Here is a 24545-nt window from a genome sequence, read left to right as displayed (position 1 = left end):
AAGTACTCATTATAAGTAATGGCAGCATTTGAATACCAAGCGGTAGATAGTCGCGGTAAAACTAAAAAAGGCGTTATTGAGGGTGATACGCCAAGACAAGTACGCGGCTTGTTACGTGAGCAAGGCTTAATGCCCATCGCCGTTACCGCGACCTTAGCGAAAGGCAAAGCGAAAAATGAGAAAACCGGCTTCGCCGCTATTCTTGGTCAACCTGCGGGTGCCAAAGTATCGGCAGCCGAGTTAGCACTTATTACTCGCCAATTAGCGACCTTAGTTGAGTCAGGGCTACCTTTAGAAGAATCCTTAATAGCGGTTGCGGAACAATGTGAAAAAAATCGCATTAAAAGTATGATCATGGGCGTGCGTACTAAAGTTACCGAAGGTTATGGTTTATCTGAGAGTATGGCTGAATACCCTAAGGTATTTAATCGTTTGTATCGGGCTATGGTTGCCGCGGGTGAAAAGTCAGGACATCTGGATAATGTACTTAATCGCTTAGCAGATTATACTGAACAGCGTCAACAAATGCGCTCGCAACTTATACAAGCGCTGGTTTATCCTATTATTATGACCGTGGTGGCTGTTGGTGTTATCGCCATATTATTAACGGCGGTAGTGCCAAAAATTGTCGGTCAATTTGAGCATATGGGCGAGAACTTACCTGGTACTACACAGTTTTTGATTGCCAGTAGTGATTTTCTACGTGATTATGGTTTAGCTTTGGTTATTTTGGTGGTCGGCCTGGTGTTACTGTTTTCTCAGTTGTTAAAAAAACCAGATTTTGAAATGGCTTTCCACCGGAATTTATTGCGTATACCCGGTATAGGCAAAGTAGCTCGCGGTATCAATACCGCACGTTTCGCTCGTACGTTAAGTATTTTAACCGCCAGTGCTGTGCCTTTGTTAGAAAGTATGCGTATATCCAGTCAAGTACTTGATAATTTATATATCAAGAAACAAGTAAACGCTGCTACCGATAAAGTACGCGAGGGCGCTAGTTTGCGAGTGTCATTAGAGAAAACTAAATTGTTCCCTCCGATGATGTTGCATATGATTGCCAGTGGCGAAAAAAGTGGTAAGTTGGAGCATATGTTAGGTCGTGCTGCGGATAACCAAGATAGAGAGTTTGAAGCCTTAGTGAGTATCTCTTTAAAGGCCTTTGAACCCGCACTAATGGTTGGGATGGCAGGGGTAGTACTCTTTATTGTTATGGCTATATTAGAGCCGATTTTACAACTTAATAGCTTAGTCGGTGGCTAAACATTTTTCGACAACTTATCGGTAACTGTTTGCGCACACAGTTGTCGAATTCTCAATTTATCAGACTTTAGGAAAGTAATATGAATATGAATATGAAAAAAGTACAAGGTTTTACCTTATTAGAAGTGATGGTGGTCATCGTTATTCTCGGTATTCTTGCCAGTATGGTGGTACCTAATTTGATGGGTAGTCAAGAGCGCGCCAACATGCAGAAAGCGATATCGGATGTTACTGCGCTAGAGACGTCTTTAAGTTTATATAAAATGGATAATTATGATTATCCAACCACAGAGCAAGGTTTGGATGCACTAGTTGAACAAACCGATATTGAGCCAGAGCCACGTCGTTTCCCTGAAGATGGCTATATCAAACGTTTACCAAAAGATCCTTGGGGCAATGAATATGTTTTATTGAATCCAGGTGAACAGGGTAGAATGGATGTCTTTTCAGTGGGGCCAGATGGTGAAGCCGGTACAGAAGATGATATAGGCAATTGGAATTTGGGCGACTTCCAATAGGTAATAGCTGATCTTATTGCTGTAAAACTAAATTTAGGCGTCAAAGGTACTCATTGACTAGCGTCAACTCCGTGCAATTTCCTTTAAATTTAATCTTACAGCTTCAAGCTCAACCATTACGGATTTCTTTATGAAAAAACTATCGGCATTAACAATAAAACACCGTGGCTTTACCTTAATTGAGGTGATGGTCGTTATTGTGTTGATTGGTCTTATGGCTAGTTTGGTGCAGTTTAATTTTTCCGGTAATAATCCTGCAGATAAGTTAAAACATGAAAGTGCCCGCTTTGCCGCTATTTTTGAAGTGGCTGCTGATTATGGCATGCTCAATAATATTGAATTGGGTTTGGTTGTTAAAAAAGACAGTTATCAGTTTCTTGGTTATGACGGCACTCAGTGGACAGACATCCCCGATCAAGATTGGCTAGCCAATGTCACCATGCCTGAAGGGATAGAGCTGAGTCTAGAACTTGATGATTTACCTATAGACGAACCTTTGCTTTTTGATGCTGATACGTTTAAAGAAAAAGATGAAGATGATTTCACTTTAATGTCAAGAGAAGAGCAAGAGAAGAAATTAATTCCCCAAGTGTACATTCTTTCCGGCGGTGATCTAACGCCTTTTAGTGTTACTTTTCGCTTAAATGAAGACCTGGCTTTTATTGAAGACGCGGAAGATTTAGCTTATCGCGTGACGGGTATATATAGCATTCCATTAACCATTGAGGGGCCATTACTTGATGATTGATATCACTAACACCGTGGCGTTCACCAATAAAAGTAAGCGCACTAAACAAACGGCTTTTACCTTAATTGAAGTGATGCTCGCTATGGCTGTCTTTGCTATCGCCGGTGTTGCCTTATTGGGTGTTGCCGATAATAACTATCGCCACATTAGTCATTTAGAAGAGCAAATGTTTGCTAATTGGGTCGCCTCGAATCAATTAGTCGAAGTCAGTTTAGATAAAAGCTGGCCACCAAAAAACAATAAAAAAGGTGAAGTAAAAATGGCGGGGCGTACTTGGTATTGGCAACAAAAGGTGATTAAAACTACCAATAAAGAATTACGTTCCGTGGTGATGGAAGTACGTCTAAATGAAGATGATAAACTGGTTACCGCCAGTATGATGACTTACCTTGCACAGAGTAAACCCTGATGATTTCAAGCACTAGAAAGCCGTCGTTTACATATGCTGGTGGGCAACAAGGCTTTACCTTGCTAGAAGTGCTGATCGCCATTGCGATATTTTCTGTGGTCAGTTTAGCAAGTTTTACTATTTTTGATACCGTGTTGCGCGGTGATGAAAATTCAAAAATACGCAGTGACCGGCAAAATGAACTACAACGTGCCTTTATGTTAATGGAAAGAGATTTTACCCAAATTGCTAAACGCAGCATGCGTATTAATGGAGAGGCACCCAGTAAAAACTTTTTACAAACGGCGGATGACAGTTTTTTAGCCGATGAACAAGCCATTGCCTTTGTGCGCAATGGCTGGACCAATCCAGGCTTATTATTGCCTCGTGGTGACATGCAAAATGTGGCCTATCGCCTTGTCGATGAAACGCTAGAACGCTTACACTACAATTTTGTTGATGCTGTGGTGGGTCAAGAGCCAAGAGTTAGGCCGTTAATAACCAATATTACCAGCTTAGCTTTCGAATTTTATGATGGCCAAAAATGGCAAGAGAAATGGTCGGGCAATGCTTTACCGCAAGCCATCGCTATTGAGATTGAAAGTCAAGATTACGGCTTAATTCGTCGTCAGTTTCTTGTGGCCGGTGACCTTGCTGATGCACAGAGTGGGGGGTAGGGTATGGCCATTAAATCTATATCAGCCCCTATCAGTAAGTCCGGTCAACGTGGTGTCGCTCTAATTACTGTAATGCTTATTGTTGCGTTATGCTCCATTATTGCTGCGCAGATGACCACCCGCTTACATACACAAATGCAGCGCAGTACCAATATTAGTTATAATCAGCAAGCTTATTGGTATGCTATGGGGGCCGAGGCTTTTAGCAAAAGGGTGTTAATTAAAGCCTTTAAAGATGAACCCGCCGTCACGCATCTTGAACAAATTTGGGCGGCAGAGGCAACTACTTACCCGGTTGATTTTGGCGAGATAAGTGGTGAAATAACGGATTTACAAAGCTGTTTGAACCTTAACGCTTTACACCCGAAAGCAAAAACAAAAGATGAAGCTGGTGATAGTGATTCGGGAAAATCATCCAGCTCGTCAAAAACTGAGAGTAAAAAGACTACCCCAGCAAGTAGATCCGGCAGTGCAAAACAGTTACCTGCGGCAACAGTATTGGAAGGGCTTATTAGCAACTTGAATATTGAAGGCGTGGGTAATTTTGAAGCCGAAGCCATGGTTAATGCGTTAACCGATTGGCTTGATGGTAATGATATGATCACTGGCTCTGGGGGCGCGGAAGATAATGATTATGCGTCGCGTGAATTCCCTTATCTCGCTGCAAATAGTTATTTAGGCAGCATTAACGAATTAAGATTAATTGAGCACTTTACTCCTGCCGTTATTTTAGCGTTAACGCCGTATGTGTGCGTACTACCACAAAATGCTCAGCACCTAATCAATATCAATACCTTAGATGCAGAAAAACCAGAACTATTACAAGCCTTACTTGATTCAGACCTTGATGATGCCCAACAAATTCTAAGTGCTAGAGACAGTTCTGGCTATGAAAATAAAGCAGATTTCTTTAATCTACCTGAATTAACTAAGGTTAATCTAGAAGAGTGGCAAAAAGCGCAATTTGTTATCGATAGTGAATATTTTAAATTAAAAGCCAGTGCCCGCTTTAATAACAGCTACTTCTCTATGAGCTCAATAATGAAAATTACTAAGACACAACAAATTCAAGTAATTAGTCGTACAATAGGACGCAACTAATGGCAGAGACATTATTTATCCGCTTGGGCAGTCAAGCGCACAATACCATTCATTGGTTGGTGGTCGATCAAACCAACACTAATGAACAAGAAATTATTGCCAGTGGCGAGCTCAAGGGTGTTGAGCAGCTAAGTGAATTGACCAGTAAAGCAGAAAGTCGAACCGTCAAGGTATTAGTACCGGGATGTGATGTGTTGCTGAAGTCTGTGCAAGTACCGGCGAAATCCTCCCGAGCTATACGTTTAGCCGTGCCATACATGTTAGAAGATAGCTTAGCTGAAGACGTAGATAAGCTGTTTTTTGCCTACGCAGACTTAGCCAATGATGAGCAAGATAATAATTGTTTTACCGCAATTGTTGCCCATAAGCAGATGCAGTTGTGGTTGTCATGGTTGGCTGATGCAAATATTGACGCTAAATCTATTTTGCCTGATGTCTTAGTTATGCCGCAGGTTGTTGATGGTTGGAGTGCCATTAGCCTAGGTGATGCTAGCGAGCAACAAGTGATTGTTCGCCAAAATAGTTGGCAAGGTTTTACGGTCGATACCAATACATGGCAGTTGCACTGTCAGGCATTATCCACTCAGCCAGAAAAAGGGGGGGTGGCAGTTGCCGGCAATGAAGCACCAAGCCAGGTTCGCATTGAGGCTTATTCACCTTTGGCTGGTAGTGAACAATTAGCGATAACAGCTATGCCTGAAGAATTACCTTTAGCATTGATGGCTAAGCCAGCTAAGGACAGTAAATTAAATCGTTTTAATTTACTGCAAGGGCAATACAAAGTTAAAGAAACCCGAGGTAATGCCTCACAACAATGGTTATGGGTTGCCGGAGTGGCTTTATTTGCTTTATTACTTAACTTAGGTGATAAGGGGGCCCAGTTATGGCAGCTGAATACTGAGCAAGATAAGGTCCAAGAAAGCATTATTGCCCATTATAAAAAGGCTTTCCCAAAAACAAAAAGAGTACGTGTGGCCACCATTAAATCGCAACTGAATCGAGAGTTAGCATTATTGGGAGGGGTAAATGACCAGCAAGGTTTTTTAGCTATGTTAGCGAAATTACAACCGGTATTTGCCAAAGTGCCGGCACTAAAGCCAGAAACAATAAAGTTTGATGGCAAACGACAAGAATTACGGATTCAAGCCGTAGCAAAAGATTATCAAGCCTTTGAGCAGTTTAGTGTTGCCTTAGCGGCAGCTAACCTAACCGTTAAGCAAGGCTCACAAAGTAATCAAGGTGACCAGGTAACCGGCTCTTTCAGTATTTCTAATAAAGCAATGAATAAAGGGGCTAGTCAAACATCAAGTAAGCGAAAATCTATCGCCAAGCAACGTCGTAATAAAAGTAATAAGGAAACATCATAATGAAAGTATGGTGGCAACAACTCAATAGTCGAGAGCAGCGCCTAGTTGCGACAATGGCAGTGTTTTTTATCATTTTTATTTTTTATAGTGCCATTTGGCAGCCCTTGAATAAAAGTTTGGCTGAAGCCAATAATAAGTTAGCTAGGCAGCAACAATTATTGTCTTGGGTTCAAGAAAATACTGCTTTGTATCAACAGGCTAAACGTGCAAGTGGCAAGAAAAATTTTACTGGTAGCATATCCAGTGCCGCAAATCGCAGTGCAAAAACCTATAAATTAACCATTACCCGCATGCAACCACAGGGAGATGATTTACAAGTTTGGATCGACAGTACCCCTTTCACCCAGTTATTGTTTTGGTTAGAGCATTTAGCCAATGTAGAAGGCTTGAAAGTGAAAGCCATTGATTTAAGCCAAGGTAATATAACCGGCGAAGTAAAAGTACGTCGTTTGCATCTATCTAGGTTGTAAGATACTGAAATTACTGGGTTTTTATAATCGCTGCTAATGCAGAGAACATAATAGAAGATAGAGATATTAGATGAAAAAGTGGTTTGCTTTGATAGCAATTTTTTTGAGTAGTTATGTGGTGTTTTTAGTGGCAAGTATGCCGCTAGCCCTAGTGATAAATAATATTCACCTCCCTAAAAACATTAAAGTTACAGGGGCTTTCGGCTCTGTTTGGCAAGGTGAAATTGCGCAAGTTACAGTGAACAATAATCAAATCCAACAGGTTAAAACCCAGTTGAGCTTTTGGTCTTTGTTAACTTTATCCCCGCAAGTACAGGTGAGCTTTGGTGATGCTATGGCCGCAGGGCTCGAGGGTAAGTTTATTTTAACCGTAACCACTGAACAACTACAACTCAATGATGTAGAGTTGTATGTTGCTGCCAATGATATCGCGAAACAACTTTCTTTACCTATCCCTGTGACAGCGCAAGGCCATGTTGAATTAACGTTTACCGAGCTGAAGTTAAATATTGCCGGCAAGTTAACCTGTGAGCAAGCCCAAGGCCAAGTGACTTGGTTGCGAGCTGGCGTAGTTGCCTTAGATACTAATATCAAGTTAGGTAATATTAAAGCGGATTTTGACTGCGAGCAAGGTGATTTAATCGCCAAGATTGAACCTAAAAATAATTTAGGGTTGAGTTTTAATGCGCGTTTATCCTTAGCCAATCAAAAAGCTTCCGGGCAAGGCCATATCAAACCAGGGGCTAACTTTCCGCAAGAATTAAAGTCAGTATTGTCTCTGCTTGGTCATGCAGATAACCAGGGCCGCTACCCGCTAAGGTTTTAATTCTATACCCAAGCTACTTCAAGATACTCGTTCAGGACGGCTGAGCGACTCATAATCAAGGCGTTTATTTTATTAATGGTTATTCAGGAACTTATTCTCCTGAATAACCATTCTCTTCAATCAACATATCGACTAAAGACGTTTCTAACTCTAGCTGAATCCTGCATCTTGAGGTTGTTTAGGTATTAGGCTGGGGCTTTCGGTGGTATAGGCCAGTCCTTCTCGTTAAGCTTTGCTTGCTCAATCATGCCGCCCAGTCCTTGTAGGCCACCGGTATGCAATAAAACTATGCGTTCATGGGCCTTAAAGTAGCCTTGCTCTAATAAATCAAGCAAAGCTAAGATCATCTTGCCAGAATATACCGGCTCAAAAATTATCCCGGTTTGTTGATTAAAGGCGATAAGTCGCTCAGCATCTGCCTGACTGAACTTTGCATAACCGCCACGATGATATTTTGTTAATAAGTGCCAATCGGCATGTGTTAATCCTTGTGGCGTTAGCAGATTTTTTATTTCATCCATTAAATATTCGGCCTGTTTCAATACGGCAACGCCTAATATTTTATGTTGTTGCTCATTAGCGACACTGTCCCCTGAGATAAGACCGGCTAAAGTCCCCCCACTGCCTACTGGGGTTATCAAGGTATCGAAAACGGTTTGCTTGTTTAACTCTGTTATCACTTCGGCTACGCCAGGTATAGCAAGGGCATTGCTGCCCCCTTCGGGAATAATAAAGTGTTGCGGATATTGGCGACTAAGTTCGCTAAGGAATTCTGTCTCAAACCGGCGACGGTAAGTTTTTCGATCAACAAAATGGCATTGCATACCCCAGTGTCTTGCCCAGGCCAAAGTAAAGTTGCTCGCATAACGTTCTTCACCGCGAATAATGCCAATACAGGGGATGTCTGCTTGTTTACAGGCATAAGCAAAAGCGTGAATGTGGTTTGAGTAACTGCCGCCAAAGGTTATGGCTCCTTGGTACTGCTTAGTTTTTAACTGTTTAAGGTTGTACTTTAACTTGCGCCATTTATTGCCCGAGATAATGCCATGCATTAAATCATCGCGTTTAACTTGTACCTGTACTTTATGTTTTTCAAATAACGGATGATATATATTATCTAGTTTTGACAGTGCTTTAGGCATGACGTCTCGAATGAAAGGGTAGTTTGTTATTGCTTGATAACTATTGTAAACGATAACGTTGATTTACCCAGCTTTGTTATTGTGGTGGATTCCGGTTTTAAATTTAATTTGGATAGAATTCAAAGATTTATCTCATCTGAATTTTTAGCATAAATAACTAATAATATTACTGAATACTTACTAGTAAAGCTTGCTCTACAGGCGTAACAAGGGGTAATATTATAAACAATTTAAGCTATGATGTGATATTGCCGATAAATGACATTTTTAACGAAAATTAGACAATTTTTTTCAAAAAATAATTCAAGTCAGTGTATTGCTATTGCTTTTCAGCAACAAAGTGTCTCCTTATGCTCGATTCCTAAGCAAAGTCGAGCTGGTACTGCGGGTGAAAACCCCAATGCGACAGTCCATTTTCAACATGAAAAAGCCAGTTTTACTAATTTCTTACCGGCAATTAATGCCCTGCATAGCCATTGTAAAATTGAAGGCGATGTTTGTTTGGTGCTAAACGACGCACAGTCGCAGGTGGTACAAGTTGATAAACCCAATTTACCCGCGGGTGAAATAAATGGCGCCTTGAAATGGCAAATCAAGGACTTGGTCACAATTTCACCGGACAATATGGTACTAGATTATTACGATGCGCCGACCCTCGCAGGAGGCCAAGAACGAATTAATGTCGTTTGTGCACCGTTAGACGAACTCAAAAAAATAGTTACCGCAACAGAGCAAGGTAAAGTTAAGGTGGCCTCAATCACCACACAAGAATTTGCTTTTGCTAATTTATTAGCGCCACAACATGATGCCAACCTCTTAGTGTGTCAGCAGCCTAATGAAGAAATCGTATTATTAATTATCAAACAGCAGCAAATTTTCTTCCATCGTCGTTTACGTGGTTTCTCTAAAATTGCCAGTAAAACCGCCGAAGAATTAACATCATCAGTGATTGATAACATCAGTTTAGAGATTCAGCGTTCGACTGATTATTTTGAACGACAACTAAAGCAAGCCCCTATCAAAGCAATCAAAGTACTTATCCCCATCGAGTTAGAGCCACATTTTGTTGAAAAACTGGCTGAAAACACCGCAGTGCCGGTGAGCTTGCTTGAATTGCCTAGCCCTTATCATCAACATCGAGATTTCGCTGCGGTACTAGGTGCTAGTCTGGGAAGTGTGCCTTACAGCAGTGATGCCGGCGCTGTTGGGGGAGAAAATGATGACAGCTAAACACAGCATTAATTTACTACAGGCTGAATTGTTTCCCGAACAACCCTTGTTGACGCTGACCAGAGTAGTAAGTCTTTGGGCGGTACTACTTATCATTATGTTAGTTTGGACGGCGGTTACGGAAGTAAATTACCGTCAGTCAGCAGCTAAATATGATGGTTTACTTAAAAATAAAAAACAAAAAACCAAGTTGGCTCAGAAGTTAGAAACGCAGCTACACAATAGAAAAGCATCCGCAACACTAATACAAAACCTAAACGCAATTAAGTTAGTGCTGCAACATAAAGACGCATTGTTAAGCAAGCTTTCTGACTCAAATGAAACCTTTGCTGGTGGCTTCGTTATGGCAATGAATGACTTGTCAGCTATGCATCATAAAGATATCCGGTTACAAACTATTAGTATAAATGCCAATGATATGAGTTTTACCGGCTTAGCGCGAACCCCTCAAGCGGTACCTGCTTGGTTAGCGGGTTTTAAAAATTCACAGTTATTATCAGGCAAAGCGTTTGTACACTTTAAGTTGGTTAAAAATGAGCAAAATATTACTGAGTTTGTCGTTAGCTCTGTAGCGGTCAAGGGTAACAGCGAATGAAGCAACAATGGTTAGAATATTGTGACAAGTATCTGCAACTGAGCAGTCGTGAGCAATATTTATTATTGCTCACGGGGGTAGTTGCCATATTTTTTATTATCTCTTACCTTTTTATCGATGATAAAAGTGCGAAAACCACTCATTTTGATAAACAAAGTCGGCAGATGACATCAGCGATTAAAACGCTGAGCTTCTCGATTGAACAATATCAAAAAGCACTTAAACAAGACCCTAATAAAAAAATTGTTAAGCAAATAACTCAGCTTGAAACTAAGTTAGCCAAAATCGATAAGCAGTTAGTGCATTTCACTACAGATTTAATTAGTCCGATTGAAATGCGTGAAGCATTACTGAGGTTATTAACGTTAGAGCCTGGGGTATCGCTACTTTCCTTTGAGCTGATGGGGGCGCAACCTTTGTTAGACCTACCAACGAACCAACAGAGTGATGATGCGGAAAAACTTTCTGCTGAGCAACTTGGTTTGAACTTATATAAACACGGCATCAAGATTAGATTATCAGGTCAGTATTTTCAGTTGCGTAATTACTTGCGTCAACTTGAGCAATTAAGTTGGAAGTTTTTTTGGCAGGGCTTCGAGTTCGAAGTCAAAGAATATCCTCGTAGTGAAGTTGAGATAACTATTTACAGTTTAGGCTTAAATAAGGAGTTTATTGGTGTCTAAAGCTAATTTAAACCTTCAGGTTTTTACCAGTGTAATTATGCTTAGTGTGCTAATCTCACCGGTTAGCCTAGCTGTTGATGTTGATCCCACGAGGCCATTTGGTCAGAGTGGTTCAGGCTCTAGTAGCTTGGTAAAGCGGGATGGCGGCTTTGTATTGAGCTCTATTATCCACGGAGAAGGTATTCACACCGCGGTTATTAATGGCGAAATCTATAATATGTTTGACTATGTCGGTGAATATCGCCTCACCGCTATAAACAGTCAAAGCATAATATTACGTAGTAAATCAAAGCGCTTAAAAATTAATATTTTTAAGGCTAAAGGTTTTAAAAGTAATGTAGTGGTAAATACGGTAGCTAACTAATGATAATAACAAGTCCTTATATGAATAAAATAAAATTTAAACTTGCGTGGTCAACGTTATTTTTCTCGCTTGTTGGCTGTCAATCCGTACCCAATGATCCTGTGGAATTAAAGGAAGACCTCGATGCGTCCATCAGAGAAACTAAAGCCTTAAATGCCCCTAAACCTCTTACACAAGTGCCAAGCTCGGTACAACAAGAGCTAATGTTTAATAGCATGAACCAAGCTAAGCAGGGCATGTTAGCTGAAAAACGTTTGGAAATTTCTGCGACCGAGGTTGATGCCAAAAATTTCTTCCAGGCAATCGTTAGAGGATCTCGCTACAACATTGCTATTCATCCTGATGTTAGCGGCAGTATTTCACTGAGCTTAAAAGATGTTACTTTATCCGAAGCATTGGACGTGGTTGAAGATGTTTATGGTTATGAAATTACTCGCCGAGGCAATGTGGTAAAAGTATTCCCTCCAGGAATACGTACAGAAACAATTGCTTTAAATTACTTATTCCTGAAACGTTTTGGTTCATCGAGTACCACCATCAATTCTGGTGGTGTTTCTGAGAATGATCCTAATAGCGGCAACAATGGTAATAATAGCGGTAATAATAACGGCAACAGTAATAATAGCGGTAGTAATAACAGCCAAGGTGGTAATAGTGGCTCGAACAGCCAAGGTAGCGGCATCAATATATATACTGAAAATAAATCCGATTTTTGGAGTGAACTGAAAGAGTCCTTAACCGCTTTTGTTGGTACCGGTGATGGTCGCTCAGTGATAGTTTCGCCACAAGCCGGTTTAGTAACCATTCGTGCCTTCCCTAAAGAAATTACCGCGGTGAAAAAATTTATCGAAGAAACAGAAAGCCACTTACATCGTCAAGTGATTATCGAAGCGAAAATAATGGAAGTAACCCTTAATGATGATTATCAACAAGGTATCAAGTGGGAAAAAGTACTCGACCAAGTAGGCAGTGCTGAAATCGTTTATTCAACCACAGGTAGTATTATTGGCAATGTCATCTCTAGTACTATCGGTGGCATTAATCGCATGGAATTTAGTAAGACAACTAATGGTAGTGAGTTTTCAGGTGTTATCGAATTATTACAAACACAAGGTAATGTGCAGGTACTTTCTAGCCCACGGATCACGGTAACCAATAACCAGAAGGCGGTTATTAAAGTGGGTCAAGATGAGTACTTTGTAACCAATGTTTCAAGTACTACTACCACCGGTACCTCAACCACGACAACGCCTGAAGTTGAATTAACGCCTTTTTTCTCGGGTATAGCACTCGATGTAACGCCGCAAATTAGCAAAGATGGTAGTGTTATATTACATGTTCACCCTTCAGTAACGATTACTGAAGAGCAAAATAAAACCATTCAAATAGGTAGCGAACTGCTGATATTACCGCTAGCCCAAAGTAGTGTACGAGAATCAGATACTATTATTCGCGCTAGATCAGGGGAAGTGGTGATAATTGGTGGTTTAATTGAAACCTATAAAGTGGATATTGAGTCAAAAACACCGATATTAGGCGATATACCTTTCTTAGGTGAACTATTTAAGAACAAGTCTCAAACGTCGCAAAAACGTGAGTTGGTTATTATGCTCAAGCCCATAGTCGTTGGTCAAGATACCTGGAAAAACCAACTTCAAGATGCACGCAGTTTACTGACAAAATGGTTTCCTGACGAACTTGAGGAAGTCGCCGAGTGCGAATTATCCTCAGCAGGTGGGTTAAGCGCTGAGTGTCTAGAACAATGTGCAGATGCCGACTATGCCCAAACACATAATGTTTGCCAAACAGCGGCACAAAATGCACCTAAATCTAAAAATTAAGCTTAGTTGCTTAACGTATTACTCAGTTTGATTAGCAGCACCTTATGTATTTATACCATTTTGGCTTAGCGGAGTTACCTTTTACGTTAACTCCTAACACACGTTTTTATATGCCCTTGGCTCCACATCACGAAGCCTTAGCCGTGCTCTCAACAGCGCTGCAAACGGGAGAAGGTTTTATAAAAGTAATTGGCGAAGTGGGTACCGGCAAAACATTGTTATGCCGAAAACTTTTAAATGAAATACCCGAACACTTTGTGACGGCATATATTCCCAATCCTTATTTAAACCCCGATGAGTTAAGGCGAGCCGTTGCTGTAGAGCTTGGTGTTAAACAAGCACAACGAATGTCACTGCAATTACTGACGCAGCGTATTCAAACTCGCTTGTTAGAGTTACATGCCCAAGGGCACTCGGTGGTATTGATACTTGATGAAGCACAAGCCCTACCTGAAGATAGTTTGGAAGCGCTGAGGCTGTTTACTAATTTAGAAACTGAAACACGAAAACTACTGCAAGTGGTGTTATTTGCTCAACCTGAGCTTGATCACCGTTTAGCCAAAACAGAATTTCGACAGTTAAGGCAGCGTATTACCTTTGGCTATAAATTAAGGGCAATGACAGCACAAGAAGTTCAACAATATATCCATCACAGACTACAAGTTGCCGGCTATAAAGGCACTGAGCTTTTCCCAGTGAGCATATGTAAAAGTATTGCTCGGGTTAGCCAAGGCGTACCACGCTTAGTCAATATTTTATGCCACAAAATGTTAATGCTAGCATACGGCCAAGGGCACTACAAAATGACGCTAAAATTACTTAAAGCAGCAGCAGCTGATACTGAAAGCATCGACAATAGCTTGAATAAACCTCTATTGGCTTTCACCTGCATAGGCCTGTTCGCTAGTATTGCGCTAGCCTGCTATACCTTGGTATTAAAAGCATGAGTGTTATTAATCAAATGTTAAAAGATTTAGAGCAACGCACGCCTGAGTCGGATGCAAATGTTAGCCAAACAAGCAACATAACCGTAAGTCAGTCACCGATGAAAATTGTTGTGTTAACTACAGTGAGTGTCTTACTGGTTTGTTTTGTTTGCTTTTATATTTGGCAGTTAAAAAGTGAAAATAATGCTTTAAAATCCCTTGAAATCAACGAGCAGGCAGCGACCGAAAAGTATAAATCGATTGGGGTTTCTGAGATTAAAGTAAAGGTTAATGGTGGTTATGAACCTGAATCGACTAACCGCGTAAAAGGGTCTAGCCAGCAAAGTGATTCAACAGGCCATTTACCTGGCCATTTACCTAGCCATTTACCTCGAAATGGACAAAACCAGCAAGCTTTACCCATAGTAAACACTAGTGCCAATGTTAAATCGTCGATAATCAATGCGCCAATCATTAAGGAAAAATCGTCTGCAGGTTATGCTGCAAGTCAGGTGACACCAGCGAAGAAAATGGCAGTTATTGCGAATCATGGCAGTAGCCACCAAGGGGATATCAATGAGAAAACGCATGGTCACCCCCATACGCCACCTGAATTTACACAGGTTAAGACTGCCAAGCTTAAGCTAAAACCACTAGAAGCTAAGCTAAAAGCTAAAGTAACAACTAACTCAACACCGAAAGCCAATACCATGTCAGTGTCAAGGCGACAATTATCGGCGGATGAACTGGTTCAGCAAAAATTAGTCCTAGTCGAAAAAGCACTTGCCGCTAAAGAAGTGAGTCAGGCGGAAGCATTACTCGAAGATGTCTTAATAATTAAGCCAAACGATAGCCAAGCACGTAAAAAGTTAGCCGCGTTATGGTTTGGTCGCCAAGCCTACCAAGATGCAACAAATTTACTTTCACAAGGTATTGCCATCAATAGTAAAGATAGTAGTTTACGTGAAATGAAAGCGCGTATTCATTTAAGGCAAGGGCAAGTAATGGCCGCACTTAATACGCTAAAGCCATTAGCGGACCTTAAAAATCAACAGTATCAAATTATGCTAGCGAATACCGCGCAACAAGCACAACAAAATGAAACGGCTGTTAAGGCTTATGAAGTACTTATTGCAATGCAACCTAGTGTCGGGCGTTGGCAGCTAGCGCTGGCTATATTGTACGATAAAAACAGTCAATTTAACTTGGCTAGTAAAGCCTACCAACAAGCCCTGGCAAAAAATGATTTATCAGTTTCTTCAGCGGCGTTCGCACAGCAACGTTTACAGGCAATAGGACAATAGGAAGGATTATGGCAGCACCGAAATTAAAAATGCGTTTAGGTGACTTATTGGTTCATGAACATATCATTACCAATGAGCAACTCCTACAAGCATTGACGAGTCAAAAGCAAACGGGTCGAAAACTCGGTGATACCTTAATAGAGCTGAATCATTTGTCTGAAAGGCAGTTGTTGCAGTTTTTAGCACAGCAACTAGACGTACCTTTTCTCGATATATCTCAACATAAAATATCACCTAATGTTGCTAGCTTGTTGCCTGAAGTTCACGCCAGGCGTTTAAGAGCATTAATTATTGAAGATAGAAGTGACTCGGTCTTGCTGGGTATGAGTGACCCTGCCGATTTAAGTGGCCTGGATCAGCTTGAGCGTATGTTAGCGCCAAAACGTATTGAACTTGCGGTGGTATTAGAGTCACAAATCTTTGATGCCTTCGACAGTTTGTATCGAAGAACAGCTGAAATTGAATCTTTTGCCAGTCAGTTAGAAGAGGAATATGAAGAATCTTCTAGTTTTAATCTAGAAAGTACTTTACTTGATGAAGGTGGCGATGCCACTGTTGGTAAATTATTACAATCTGTTTTTGAAGATGCAGTACAGATGCGTGCGTCTGATATCCATATTGAACCAGAAGAACATCAATTACGTATTCGCCAACGTATTGATGGCGTTTTACAAGAAAAAATCCTTAAAGAAAATAAAATCGCATCAGCGATGGTATTACGGCTAAAATTGATGGCGGGTCTCGATATATCTGAAAAACGTATTCCTCAAGATGGTCGTTTTAACTTAGATATCAGTGGTCATAATATTGATGTGCGTATGTCGACTATGCCGGTACAGTTTGGTGAATCGGTAGTAATGCGTTTATTAGATCAATCTGCGGGTTTGTTATCGCTAGATCAAACCGGTATGCCTGCAGATATGGTGAAGCGTGTTCGTCAACAAATTCACCGCCCACATGGCATGGTATTAGTTACAGGCCCAACGGGTAGTGGTAAAACCACTACTTTATATGCAGCCTTAAGTGAACTGAATGAAGCCAGCAAAAAAATAATTACCGTTGAAGATCCGGTCGAGTATCGCTTACCTAGAATTAACCAAGTACAGGTGAATACCAAAATTGACTTAACCTTCTCCAGAATATTGCGAACCGCATTACGTCAAGATCCTGATATCATGATGGTTGGTGAAATGCGAGATCAAGAAACCGTTGAAATAGGTTTACGAGGCGCGATCACGGGTCATTTAGTGTTATCGACACTACATACCAATGATGCTATCACCAGTGCTTTACGCTTAATAGATATGGGTGCTGCGGGATTCCTAGTCGGTAGTGCCTTACGGGCTGTCGTTGCGCAACGCCTAGTACGAAGAATTTGTGAGTTTTGCCCAATAGAATACCCAGCGGAAGAACAAGAATTGTTTTGGTTAACTAGCTTAGGTGGCGAGCAAGCCCGCAGTGTAAAATTCATGCACGGTAAAGGCTGTCAGTCTTGCCAGTATACCGGTTACAAAGGCCGGGTGGGTGTATTTGAATTACTGGAAATGACTGAAGCGATGATGATGGCTTTAAAGCGTAATGACAGTGAGGCTTTTAGTAAATCCGCTAAAGAAAGCCCTAATTTTATCCCCTTAGCTAAAGCCGCTTTTGATTATGCGGTACAAGGGGTGACTACCGTGGAAGAAGTATTACGCTTAGTTGAGACTATTGATATTATTTAATGAGTAAGTTGCCAATGAAACAGCTAAGAAAGCAGTTAAACACACAATTAAGCAATATACCTGTTAAGGCATAGAGATATTTATGGCGTCATTTAATTATACTGGGCGAAATGCCAACGGTAGCCGAGTAAAAGACAGCATTGAAGCAGCAAACTCTGCTATTGCCGCGGAAAAAATATTCAAAAAAGGCATTACGCCAACGTCGATTGTAAAGGCCAAATCTGGCAGTACGGGTAGTGCTAATCAAGACATAATGGAGCTGTTTAATAATGGCAGGGTCTCTTTAGAAGAGTTAATTATTTTTTGTCGACAAATGTATGCCTTGATGCGCTCCGGCGTGCCAATATTACGATCAATCAATGGCATGGTTGATTCGGCTAACTCGCTGACCTTAAAAAAAGCCTTAACAGACATTGGCAAACAATTAGAAGGCGGTTATAGCTTTTCTTCTGCGCTAAATCAGCATCCTAAAATATTTGATCATCTCTTTGTATCCTTGGTCCATGTTGGCGAGAATACCGGTCAATTAGAGCAATCTTTTTTCAAATTAATTTCTTATTTAGAGCGAGAGTTAGATACTCGAAAACGGATAAAAGCCGCGTTACGTTATCCTACTATGGTATTGATAGCCTTATCGGCAGCGATGGTGATCTTAAATATTTTTGTTATTCCAACGTTTGCCACAATGTTTTCACGCTTAGGAGCCGATTTACCGCCGGCAACAAAATTTATTATGGCTAGCTCTAATTTGTTCACCAATTATTGGCCGTATATGATATTTGCCGCTATAGGCGGGTTTTTTATGGTGAAGCAGTCGCTGAATACTAAGCAAGGGCGTTATCAATGGGATAGACGAAAAATAAAAATCCCCATTATTGGCAGTATCATCGAACGCTCTATCTTGGCGCGCTTTTCCCATAGTTTTGCCATTGTCTTAAAAGCGGGTGTGCCAATGACTACAGGGTTAACCCTAGTGGCCGAAGCTGTTGATAATAGCTATATGCAAGAAAAAATATCTGCCATGAGGAAAGGCATCGAAAGTGGTGAGAGCTTATTACGTTCGGCGATGGCAAGTGGCTTATTTACCCCATTAGTCTTACAAATGGTTGCCGTAGGTGAAGAAACTGGACGGGTTGATGAACTACTTGCTGAAGTGGGTGATTATTACGAACGAGAAGTTGATTATGACTTAGCCACTTTAACCGCAAGAATTGAACCATTATTGTTAATTATCGTTGCGGCCATGGTATTAGTATTAGCGCTAGGCATCTTTACCCCAATGTGGGATATGGCCTCGGCTATGCAAGGTTAGCTGATCAGTATCATGACTAAAACGCCCAGTTATACCGAAAAGAAACAAAGATCCCTGACCGAGTTTATTGTTGTTGTTGTTATTATTGCCATATTGATGAAGTTTTTAATCGATATTTCCTTTAGTCAGCAAGCGAAGATAACCAATGTTGCCTTTGTCGGTTTAGGGCAAAGTTTTACCAGTAAAGTCAATGTGGTACATGGGCAATGGTTGATGGATAAACAACCTGACTTTGTCGTGTTAAATCGCTTAAATAGTAATGAGAAGCAATATGTAGCGGTTAACAAGTTTGGTTGGGTTGATGATGACCATAAAAGCCTCGCTTGTCAGCGGATTTGGTCACAAGTTTTAACAATTCCGTTAAAGGTTGTGAATGAGTCAGTGGTAGCGATAGAAATTCACAAAAAGTCCATTAAAAACGGACGTTTATGTCGTTATAGTATTGCTAATGGCCAATCTTTTGATTATCGTAGTGATACAGGCAAAGTGAAGCCGGTTGAATTATTGTCCACTAGTCACTAATTGTTAGCATGAATGCAGCTTAAATAATGATTTAATGAATAGCAACAATGAATTAGCTTGTTTAGAATTGTAATTTTGTTTACAGTCATTGATAATGTTAAACTAAGCATTAATAGTAATAGTAAATTATATAAATTTGAGGCTCATACTTATCGGGTCTACATTTAAAGTATTAGCGGATAAAAAAGGTTAACTCTATGATGAAACGTATTACTCATAAACAATCGGGCTTTACCCTTATTGAATTGGTTGTTGTAGTTGTTATTTTAGGTTTTTTGGCAGTAACCGCTATTCCCAAATTTATCGATTTAACCGAGCAGGCTAAGCAAGCCAATATTGAAGGTATGGCTGGTGGTTTTGCCACCGGTGTTTCATTAGCACGTTCGCAATGGGAAGCTGAAGCACGTCCAAAAGATACCAACGATGTGCATTTGGTAAATTACGACGGTACTACCGTTTACTTAACTACTGAAGATAGCACAACTAGCCCAACTATTAGCCCAGGTTATATTGTCGGTACCGACGCAACTAAAGGTATTAATACCGGCCTTAGCATGGATACTGATGCTTGTATTTCGGTATGGGATAACTTATTGCAGCAACCACCTTTAATAGCATCGGATGTTGCACAAATTAATGCAGATGATAGTTTTAGATATTTAGCGACCAAAGATCCTGATACTTCTGGCGCTACCACATTATGCCATTATCATTTGAAAGAGACATTAGCACGTAATAGTGCCGGTGCTTACCTTGCACCAACAGTTTTAGCCCAAGAGGGTAATAGTTTTAGTTACCAACCCGCAAACAGCTCGGTAATTATTTATATCAATAACAATTAATTTCGGATAGTTGTTATTGAATCATCAAAAATACATCACGTATTTAATTTTGTAGTATAGAGGAAAAAGCATGAGAAGTAGTATCAATATAAAAGCAAACCAAACAGGCTTCACGCTAATTGAATTAGTTGTGGTAATCGTCATCTTAGGTATTTTAGCCGTTACGGCAGCACCTAAATTTATTGATTTAACTGGTGATGCTAAAGCATCTGTTGTACAAGCAGTCGATGGTTCATTGAACTCAGCTGCAGATTTGGCTCATGCTAAAGCATTAGTTGCAGGAGTTACAACTGGCCCTATGAGTATTGCAGGTCAAAGCATTGTAATTGTTAATAGTTACCCAAATTCAGCGACTATTAATTTATTAATGGATGTTGATGGCTCTGACTTTACCTTTTTGGCATCGGGTGGTGTTGCAACTTACACACATGCTAAAGCTGCGTCAGCAGCTGGATGTGTAGCTTCATATACTAATGCTACCGATGAGTTCTCTAAGCCAGCTATCGCAAGCATCACTGATCTCTGTTAATATTTCGAAAAGCTACTTAATGGTAGTAATTAAATCAAAGCCGGGCTAGCCCGGCTTTTTTGTGCCTGCTAAATAGTCGCATGCATTATCTGAATATAATTTGTATACACGGGGGGCCGTTATATCCTTAACTGAGGTCTTGCTGCTGTATACAGCTATCCACACATAAGTTAAGTGGTATGTATTGATTGTTGGGTAGGCAAGGGCTGGATATATTTTACTTGGTAGAAATCACTGTGTATTTTGTGTTTTCACCAATAGTATTACTACTAACCCAGAGGCTTATTAACTGAGCTGAGAGCATAAATAGCGTTGAATACCCTCAGATTATAAGTGCGCTACTTATCAGACATATCAGGTTCATTAGCCTTAATGATACTTGATCCCCAGTTAATCCTTTCTGGGTAAGTCCGCTTAGCTTCTTCGAGTAGCAATTGATATGCTTCATGTTGTCCTAGTGCTTTTATTACTAATAAGCAATTTATATACAGCCCTTCTCTAGGCTTGTGCTTGATACGTTGTAATGCCCAGTAAAGGTAGGATTTGAGCTTATTACCATCACTTTCCTTTAAACCATCAATTAAAATATGTTCATATACGATGGCATCAAGACGACTTTGCCAAGCCATGGGGTTGATTATATTTTTTAGGTTTTTCTTTGCATCGATACTTGTTGGATTCTTTTCATGTTCAACTATTATATGAGCGGTATGTAAGGTTGTCAGCAGAAACGGGATGAAAATAGCCGGAATCAATAAAGCCAAAAAGCGTAAAAGGAAGGTCTTTTCTATTGAGATATTTTGATGACTTTCATCGTCAGCCAGTGCAAAGCGATCCACCAACCACAGCATAACTAAAAACACTAACCAATGACTAACACTGCTATAAAAAGGGAATTCTAGCTGGCTGTGCAACAGTAAGGGCAATATTAACGCTAATACAACTAAGCCTGTTGTTAATGGTATTTTAGCCCAAGTATAAATATAGCCAATGATAAATAATACAAAAGCAACTAAGGCAATTATGCCGCCTTCGACCACCCAAAAAAGCACCTCATTATGTGGATGAGACAAGTTGGCAATGATATTACCAATTTCAGGATTCTCAAGTGCATATTCATTAAAGTGATCAATAAAACTGCGTTCAAAGCCACCATAACCATAACCGATTAATAGTTTTTCTTTAATCATGTCTGCACTCACTATGAAAATGGCGTCTCGAGCACCGACATTCTCATAAACTTGCTGGCCACGAACGGGAGTGCTTGAGTTTTCGAGGCTGATAGTGGCACTAACTATTGCTAGCGCGATAGTGACCAAGTTAATGAGTAATTTTTTTTTATTTTTTTGATATAAATAGGGTGAAATAAGCAAGAGCACGGCGAGAGCCGCGACAAAGCCGGTACGAGATTGCAGTAAGACTAATAAAAAACTGGTCAAAAAGAGGCTAGATAATATCAATAAGTAAAATAAAATCTTGGTGTTTTTGCTTTGCGTTAATCGCTGGGACTTTATTGACAGGAATAAGGCGATAGCTAAACCGGTAGCCATAAAACTTGCCATTACATTTGGCTGAATGAAAACACCGTGTGGTCGACTGCTACCTACAATATATCCACCCCAATCACCAGCTTCAAAGATAAAAAATTGCACTAAACCAAAACATGCTTCAATAACAACGGCCAGTAAAATTAGGATAAGCAAGTGCAATGCATCGATTTTTGAAAGCTTAAATTGATACAGTGAAAAGAGAAAAAGTAAGCCACCCACTAAGGCTAGGATTCGGGGAATAGCATGGTCGGTAAATTCGAACTGGTAAAACACCGGAACGATTAAACAAGTCACGCCTAAGCTCAGCCATAAAAGCATCTTGCTATAGTAGACTTTCTTATTTAAGGTGATTTGCCACAAGCCAAGTGATATCAGGATTGAAGTGATTAGCCAAGCAATAACATTATAGGAATAGTATAAGCCGACGCCACCGGGGGTATCTAAAACAATATGCATGCCGACAAGGAAATAAAGTATGAGAAAAAACTTATAATAAGGTAATAAAGACAAAATAAACTCGGCCGGAAAATACGAAACCTGAGTATACAATTTAAAGCTAAAGTGTTGTAATATATTCACTATAACTTGTTGGGTATGTTCGAGCGATACTGTCGAGGCTTTGCTGGAAATACTATTGCTGCAACACTATTATTAGAACTAAATGCTGGAAATAATGAAAGTTATGGAAATTGCCATCGGAAGCTGTAATGAATAACCAAGGTTTTACTCTCATTGAGTTAGTCGCGGTGATTTTGCTGATCTCTATTTTAGCGGTGTCAGTTGCCCCCAAGTTTGACGGTACTGCCGGCTACGAAGCGCACGCCCATCGAGTGCAACTTATCGCCTCCCTGCGCTTAACCCAACAACGCGCCATGCAGCAAACGGACTCCACTACTGGCTATTGTCATGAATTAGTCTTTGATAATGTTCAAAGTCGTTACGGTATTCCCAATCGAATTAATTGCACACCAACCAACCCAGTATTTCCCTCTGATTGGCAAGCAGATGCTACCGGCCATACCGTAGATACTAGTTATGACATCAGTTTTAATGTTAACGGTAATAGCAACCCGCAAACAGTTGGTTTTGATTGGCTGGGCCGACCGGTTGGCGCTTGTGCTGGTGGCTGTGAAATTAATGTCGTTAGTGCCGTGCAAACACTTAAAATAACCATAGAATCGGAGGGTTATATTCATGTCTTTGACCTCCCATAGAAAATCATTGAGTTTTCAGCAAGGTTTTACCTTAATCGAGTTAATTATTGGCATTGTGGTACTCTCCATTTCGTTAGCCATAGTCAGTACCTTGATTGGACCAGCAGAAGAAAAAAGTGCCGATAACGTTCTGCAAATAAAAGCTTCTGAGCTTGGCCAAAGTTTGATAAATGATATAACCAGTCGGGCTTTTGATGATAACTCTGATATGTCCGGTGGTTTGGTCAGATGTGGCGAGCCTGATATCGCTAGCAACCCTTGCTCAGTGATACTTGGCCCTGAAACCGGTGAAGTCACGAGAGATCAATTCGATGATGTTGATGACTTTGATGGTTTTACCGCAAAAGTTAATTCAACCAATGACCCTATCGATGGTGGTTATCGCCAATTTACCATTAATGTCAGTGTCGTGTATGCCGGTGCGGATTTAGGATTGGCGCACAGGTTAGCAAAACGTATTACCGTCACGGTAACCACTCCTTTGGGAACCGCGATTGAATTCACTAGCCATAAGGCGAACTTCTGATGGTGGGTAATAAATTAAAACACAGTAGTAGCGATTATTTGACCAAGAGAAAGCTAAGTCACGGTTTTACCTTAATCGAGCTGGTCTTAGTGATTATGATTTTAGGTATCATGGCGGCTGGTATTGGTGGTTTTATCAGCTTATCTACGCAAACTTACTTAAACGCTTCTAGCCGTGATGAGTTAATAGGCAATGCCCGTTTTGTGGTTGAGCGACTCAATCGCGAGTTACGTAATGCACTGCCTAGCAGTATTCGCACCAAAGAATGGGACGGGGACACAGTGCAATGCATTCAGTTTACCCCGATAGTTGCCAGTACCGTTTATACTGATATTCCGGTTTTACCTGAGCCCGCCAGTCAAACACTTTCAGTCATTCCATTTAATGGTTCGGATGGTACCCCTTATCAATGTGCAAGCGGTTGTAGTGATCTTGTCACCGTTTACCCACTCAATAATGATGATGTATATGCTGACTACAGCACGACTGTCGGAAAACTATTTCGTCTTGGAGTCATTGAACCTTTGGTTGACCCTGGGCAATTAAACATACCGCAAGCAGTTTCCTTTGCTGAAGACTCTCCTACCCAGAGGCTTTATATCATCAACGAGCAAGTCAGCTATTGTGCCATTCCGGGATACATAGTTCGTTTTAGTGAGCCAGTTAGCGATGACGAACAAACATATCCCATTGGAATTCCGCGTACTTATATGGCGGGCTATTTAGTTAATGATATCAGTGGCCATTTACCTTTTAGCTATCTACCACCGACACTAAAACGTAATGCGGTGGTACAAATCCATTTGCAATTTACTAATGATGGCGAGGACTATGTTTTTGATCATGAAGTACATATAAGCAACGTACCTTAAACTATATGCCCCTTAAA

The 24545-nt window shown here is 40.6% G+C and carries 26 protein-coding genes; 24 read left to right on the top strand and 2 right to left on the bottom strand.

Annotated elements, in window-relative coordinates:
* Positions 1 to 18: 18 nt before the first annotated feature.
* From gspF to F580_RS0108610, 9 genes are all read left to right on the top strand, one after another.
* The gene (gene gspF / locus F580_RS0108650; protein WP_019027319.1) at positions 19 to 1260 is read left to right on the top strand and encodes a type II secretion system inner membrane protein GspF; all 1242 of its coding nucleotides are present in this window, start codon (positions 19 to 21) and stop codon (positions 1258 to 1260) included.
* An 80-nt stretch (positions 1261 to 1340) separates the two neighbouring features.
* Entirely contained in the window at positions 1341 to 1778 is a 438-nt protein-coding gene (gene gspG / locus F580_RS0108645; RefSeq protein ID WP_019027318.1) for a type II secretion system major pseudopilin GspG, read from the top strand.
* Between the two features lie 130 nt (positions 1779 to 1908).
* Complete coding sequence (gene gspH, locus F580_RS0108640; RefSeq protein WP_019027317.1) at positions 1909 to 2526, top strand: type II secretion system minor pseudopilin GspH; 618 nt, start codon at positions 1909 to 1911, stop codon at positions 2524 to 2526.
* A complete protein-coding gene (gspI, locus tag F580_RS0108635; RefSeq protein WP_019027316.1) occupies positions 2519 to 2935 on the top strand; it encodes a type II secretion system minor pseudopilin GspI in 417 nt (138 codons plus the stop codon). The genes gspH and gspI overlap by 8 nt, the downstream gene beginning before the upstream one ends.
* The gene (gene gspJ / locus F580_RS0108630; RefSeq protein ID WP_019027315.1) at positions 2935 to 3591 is read left to right on the top strand and encodes a type II secretion system minor pseudopilin GspJ; all 657 of its coding nucleotides are present in this window, start codon (positions 2935 to 2937) and stop codon (positions 3589 to 3591) included. Before gspI ends, gspJ begins: the two co-directional genes overlap by 1 nt.
* Positions 3592 to 3594: 3 nt before the next feature.
* Positions 3595 to 4692, top strand: coding sequence for a type II secretion system minor pseudopilin GspK (gspK, locus tag F580_RS0108625; RefSeq protein WP_019027314.1), 1098 nt, complete (start codon positions 3595 to 3597; stop codon positions 4690 to 4692).
* Entirely contained in the window at positions 4692 to 6059 is a 1368-nt protein-coding gene (gspL, locus tag F580_RS0108620; protein ID WP_019027313.1) for a type II secretion system protein GspL, read from the top strand. Before gspK ends, gspL begins: the two co-directional genes overlap by 1 nt.
* Positions 6059 to 6529 (top strand): type II secretion system protein GspM, encoded by a 471-nt coding sequence (gene gspM / locus F580_RS0108615; protein WP_019027312.1) that lies wholly within the window; start codon positions 6059 to 6061, stop codon positions 6527 to 6529. The genes gspL and gspM overlap by 1 nt, the downstream gene beginning before the upstream one ends.
* A 70-nt stretch (positions 6530 to 6599) precedes the next feature.
* On the top strand, positions 6600 to 7355 hold the full coding sequence (locus F580_RS0108610; protein ID WP_019027311.1) for a type II secretion system protein N: 756 nt from the start codon (positions 6600 to 6602) through the stop codon (positions 7353 to 7355).
* A 185-nt stretch (positions 7356 to 7540) separates the two neighbouring features.
* Here F580_RS0108610 and F580_RS24210 read toward each other — a convergent pair whose 3' ends face one another.
* Positions 7541 to 8497: a 1-aminocyclopropane-1-carboxylate deaminase/D-cysteine desulfhydrase gene (locus F580_RS24210; RefSeq protein ID WP_019027310.1), complete on the bottom strand. Its 957-nt coding sequence runs from the start codon at positions 8495 to 8497 to the stop codon at positions 7541 to 7543.
* A gap of 258 nt (positions 8498 to 8755) precedes the next feature.
* On the opposite strand from F580_RS24210, the gene F580_RS0108600 reads away from it, so the two are divergent.
* From F580_RS0108600 to F580_RS27105, 12 genes are all read left to right on the top strand, one after another.
* Positions 8756 to 9727, top strand: a complete 972-nt coding sequence (locus tag F580_RS0108600; protein ID WP_019027309.1) for a hypothetical protein — start codon at positions 8756 to 8758, stop codon at positions 9725 to 9727.
* Positions 9714 to 10322: a PilN domain-containing protein gene (locus F580_RS0108595; RefSeq protein ID WP_019027308.1), complete on the top strand. Its 609-nt coding sequence runs from the start codon at positions 9714 to 9716 to the stop codon at positions 10320 to 10322. The genes F580_RS0108600 and F580_RS0108595 overlap by 14 nt, the downstream gene beginning before the upstream one ends.
* Complete coding sequence (locus F580_RS0108590; RefSeq protein ID WP_019027307.1) at positions 10319 to 11005, top strand: hypothetical protein; 687 nt, start codon at positions 10319 to 10321, stop codon at positions 11003 to 11005. The genes F580_RS0108595 and F580_RS0108590 overlap by 4 nt, the downstream gene beginning before the upstream one ends.
* Entirely contained in the window at positions 10998 to 11369 is a 372-nt protein-coding gene (locus F580_RS0108585) for a hypothetical protein (RefSeq protein WP_019027306.1), read from the top strand. The genes F580_RS0108590 and F580_RS0108585 overlap by 8 nt, the downstream gene beginning before the upstream one ends.
* Positions 11370 to 11389: 20 nt before the next feature.
* On the top strand, positions 11390 to 13210 hold the full coding sequence (mshL, locus tag F580_RS0108580; RefSeq protein WP_245560600.1) for a pilus (MSHA type) biogenesis protein MshL: 1821 nt from the start codon (positions 11390 to 11392) through the stop codon (positions 13208 to 13210).
* Between the two features lie 44 nt (positions 13211 to 13254).
* The gene (locus F580_RS0108575; protein ID WP_019027304.1) at positions 13255 to 14157 is read left to right on the top strand and encodes an ExeA family protein; all 903 of its coding nucleotides are present in this window, start codon (positions 13255 to 13257) and stop codon (positions 14155 to 14157) included.
* Positions 14154 to 15440: a tetratricopeptide repeat protein gene (locus F580_RS0108570; RefSeq protein ID WP_019027303.1), complete on the top strand. Its 1287-nt coding sequence runs from the start codon at positions 14154 to 14156 to the stop codon at positions 15438 to 15440. The genes F580_RS0108575 and F580_RS0108570 overlap by 4 nt, the downstream gene beginning before the upstream one ends.
* A gap of 8 nt (positions 15441 to 15448) precedes the next feature.
* A complete protein-coding gene (locus F580_RS0108565) occupies positions 15449 to 17161 on the top strand; it encodes a GspE/PulE family protein (protein ID WP_019027302.1) in 1713 nt (570 codons plus the stop codon).
* An 82-nt stretch (positions 17162 to 17243) separates the two neighbouring features.
* Positions 17244 to 18473, top strand: coding sequence for a type II secretion system F family protein (locus F580_RS0108560; RefSeq protein WP_019027301.1), 1230 nt, complete (start codon positions 17244 to 17246; stop codon positions 18471 to 18473).
* Between the two features lie 12 nt (positions 18474 to 18485).
* Positions 18486 to 18995, top strand: a complete 510-nt coding sequence (locus F580_RS0108555; RefSeq protein ID WP_019027300.1) for a hypothetical protein — start codon at positions 18486 to 18488, stop codon at positions 18993 to 18995.
* A 197-nt stretch (positions 18996 to 19192) separates the two neighbouring features.
* On the top strand, positions 19193 to 19837 hold the full coding sequence (locus F580_RS0108550; protein WP_019027299.1) for a pilus assembly FimT family protein: 645 nt from the start codon (positions 19193 to 19195) through the stop codon (positions 19835 to 19837).
* Between the two features lie 70 nt (positions 19838 to 19907).
* Entirely contained in the window at positions 19908 to 20366 is a 459-nt protein-coding gene (locus F580_RS27105) for a type II secretion system protein (RefSeq protein WP_019027298.1), read from the top strand.
* A gap of 338 nt (positions 20367 to 20704) precedes the next feature.
* On the opposite strand, the gene F580_RS0108540 is transcribed toward F580_RS27105, so the two are convergent.
* Positions 20705 to 22495, bottom strand: coding sequence for a PglL family O-oligosaccharyltransferase (locus F580_RS0108540; protein ID WP_019027297.1), 1791 nt, complete (start codon positions 22493 to 22495; stop codon positions 20705 to 20707).
* Between the two features lie 128 nt (positions 22496 to 22623).
* On the opposite strand from F580_RS0108540, the gene F580_RS0108535 reads away from it, so the two are divergent.
* Genes F580_RS0108535 through F580_RS0108525 form a run of 3 tightly spaced genes read left to right on the top strand, consistent with a single transcriptional unit; the run spans position 22624 to position 24528 of the window.
* Positions 22624 to 23130: a type II secretion system protein gene (locus F580_RS0108535; RefSeq protein WP_019027296.1), complete on the top strand. Its 507-nt coding sequence runs from the start codon at positions 22624 to 22626 to the stop codon at positions 23128 to 23130.
* Positions 23111 to 23656, top strand: coding sequence for a type IV pilus modification PilV family protein (locus tag F580_RS0108530; RefSeq protein WP_019027295.1), 546 nt, complete (start codon positions 23111 to 23113; stop codon positions 23654 to 23656). The genes F580_RS0108535 and F580_RS0108530 overlap by 20 nt, the downstream gene beginning before the upstream one ends.
* Positions 23656 to 24528 (top strand): PilW family protein, encoded by an 873-nt coding sequence (locus F580_RS0108525; RefSeq protein ID WP_019027294.1) that lies wholly within the window; start codon positions 23656 to 23658, stop codon positions 24526 to 24528. Before F580_RS0108530 ends, F580_RS0108525 begins: the two co-directional genes overlap by 1 nt.
* Positions 24529 to 24545: the final 17 nt, after the last annotated feature.

Origin of the sequence: Colwellia piezophila ATCC BAA-637 (assembly GCF_000378625.1) — a bacterium.
Lineage (GTDB): Bacteria > Pseudomonadota > Gammaproteobacteria > Enterobacterales > Alteromonadaceae > Colwellia > Colwellia piezophila.
Note: the sequence above shows the minus strand (reverse complement) of the source record. Positions and strands in the feature narration are given on the sequence as shown.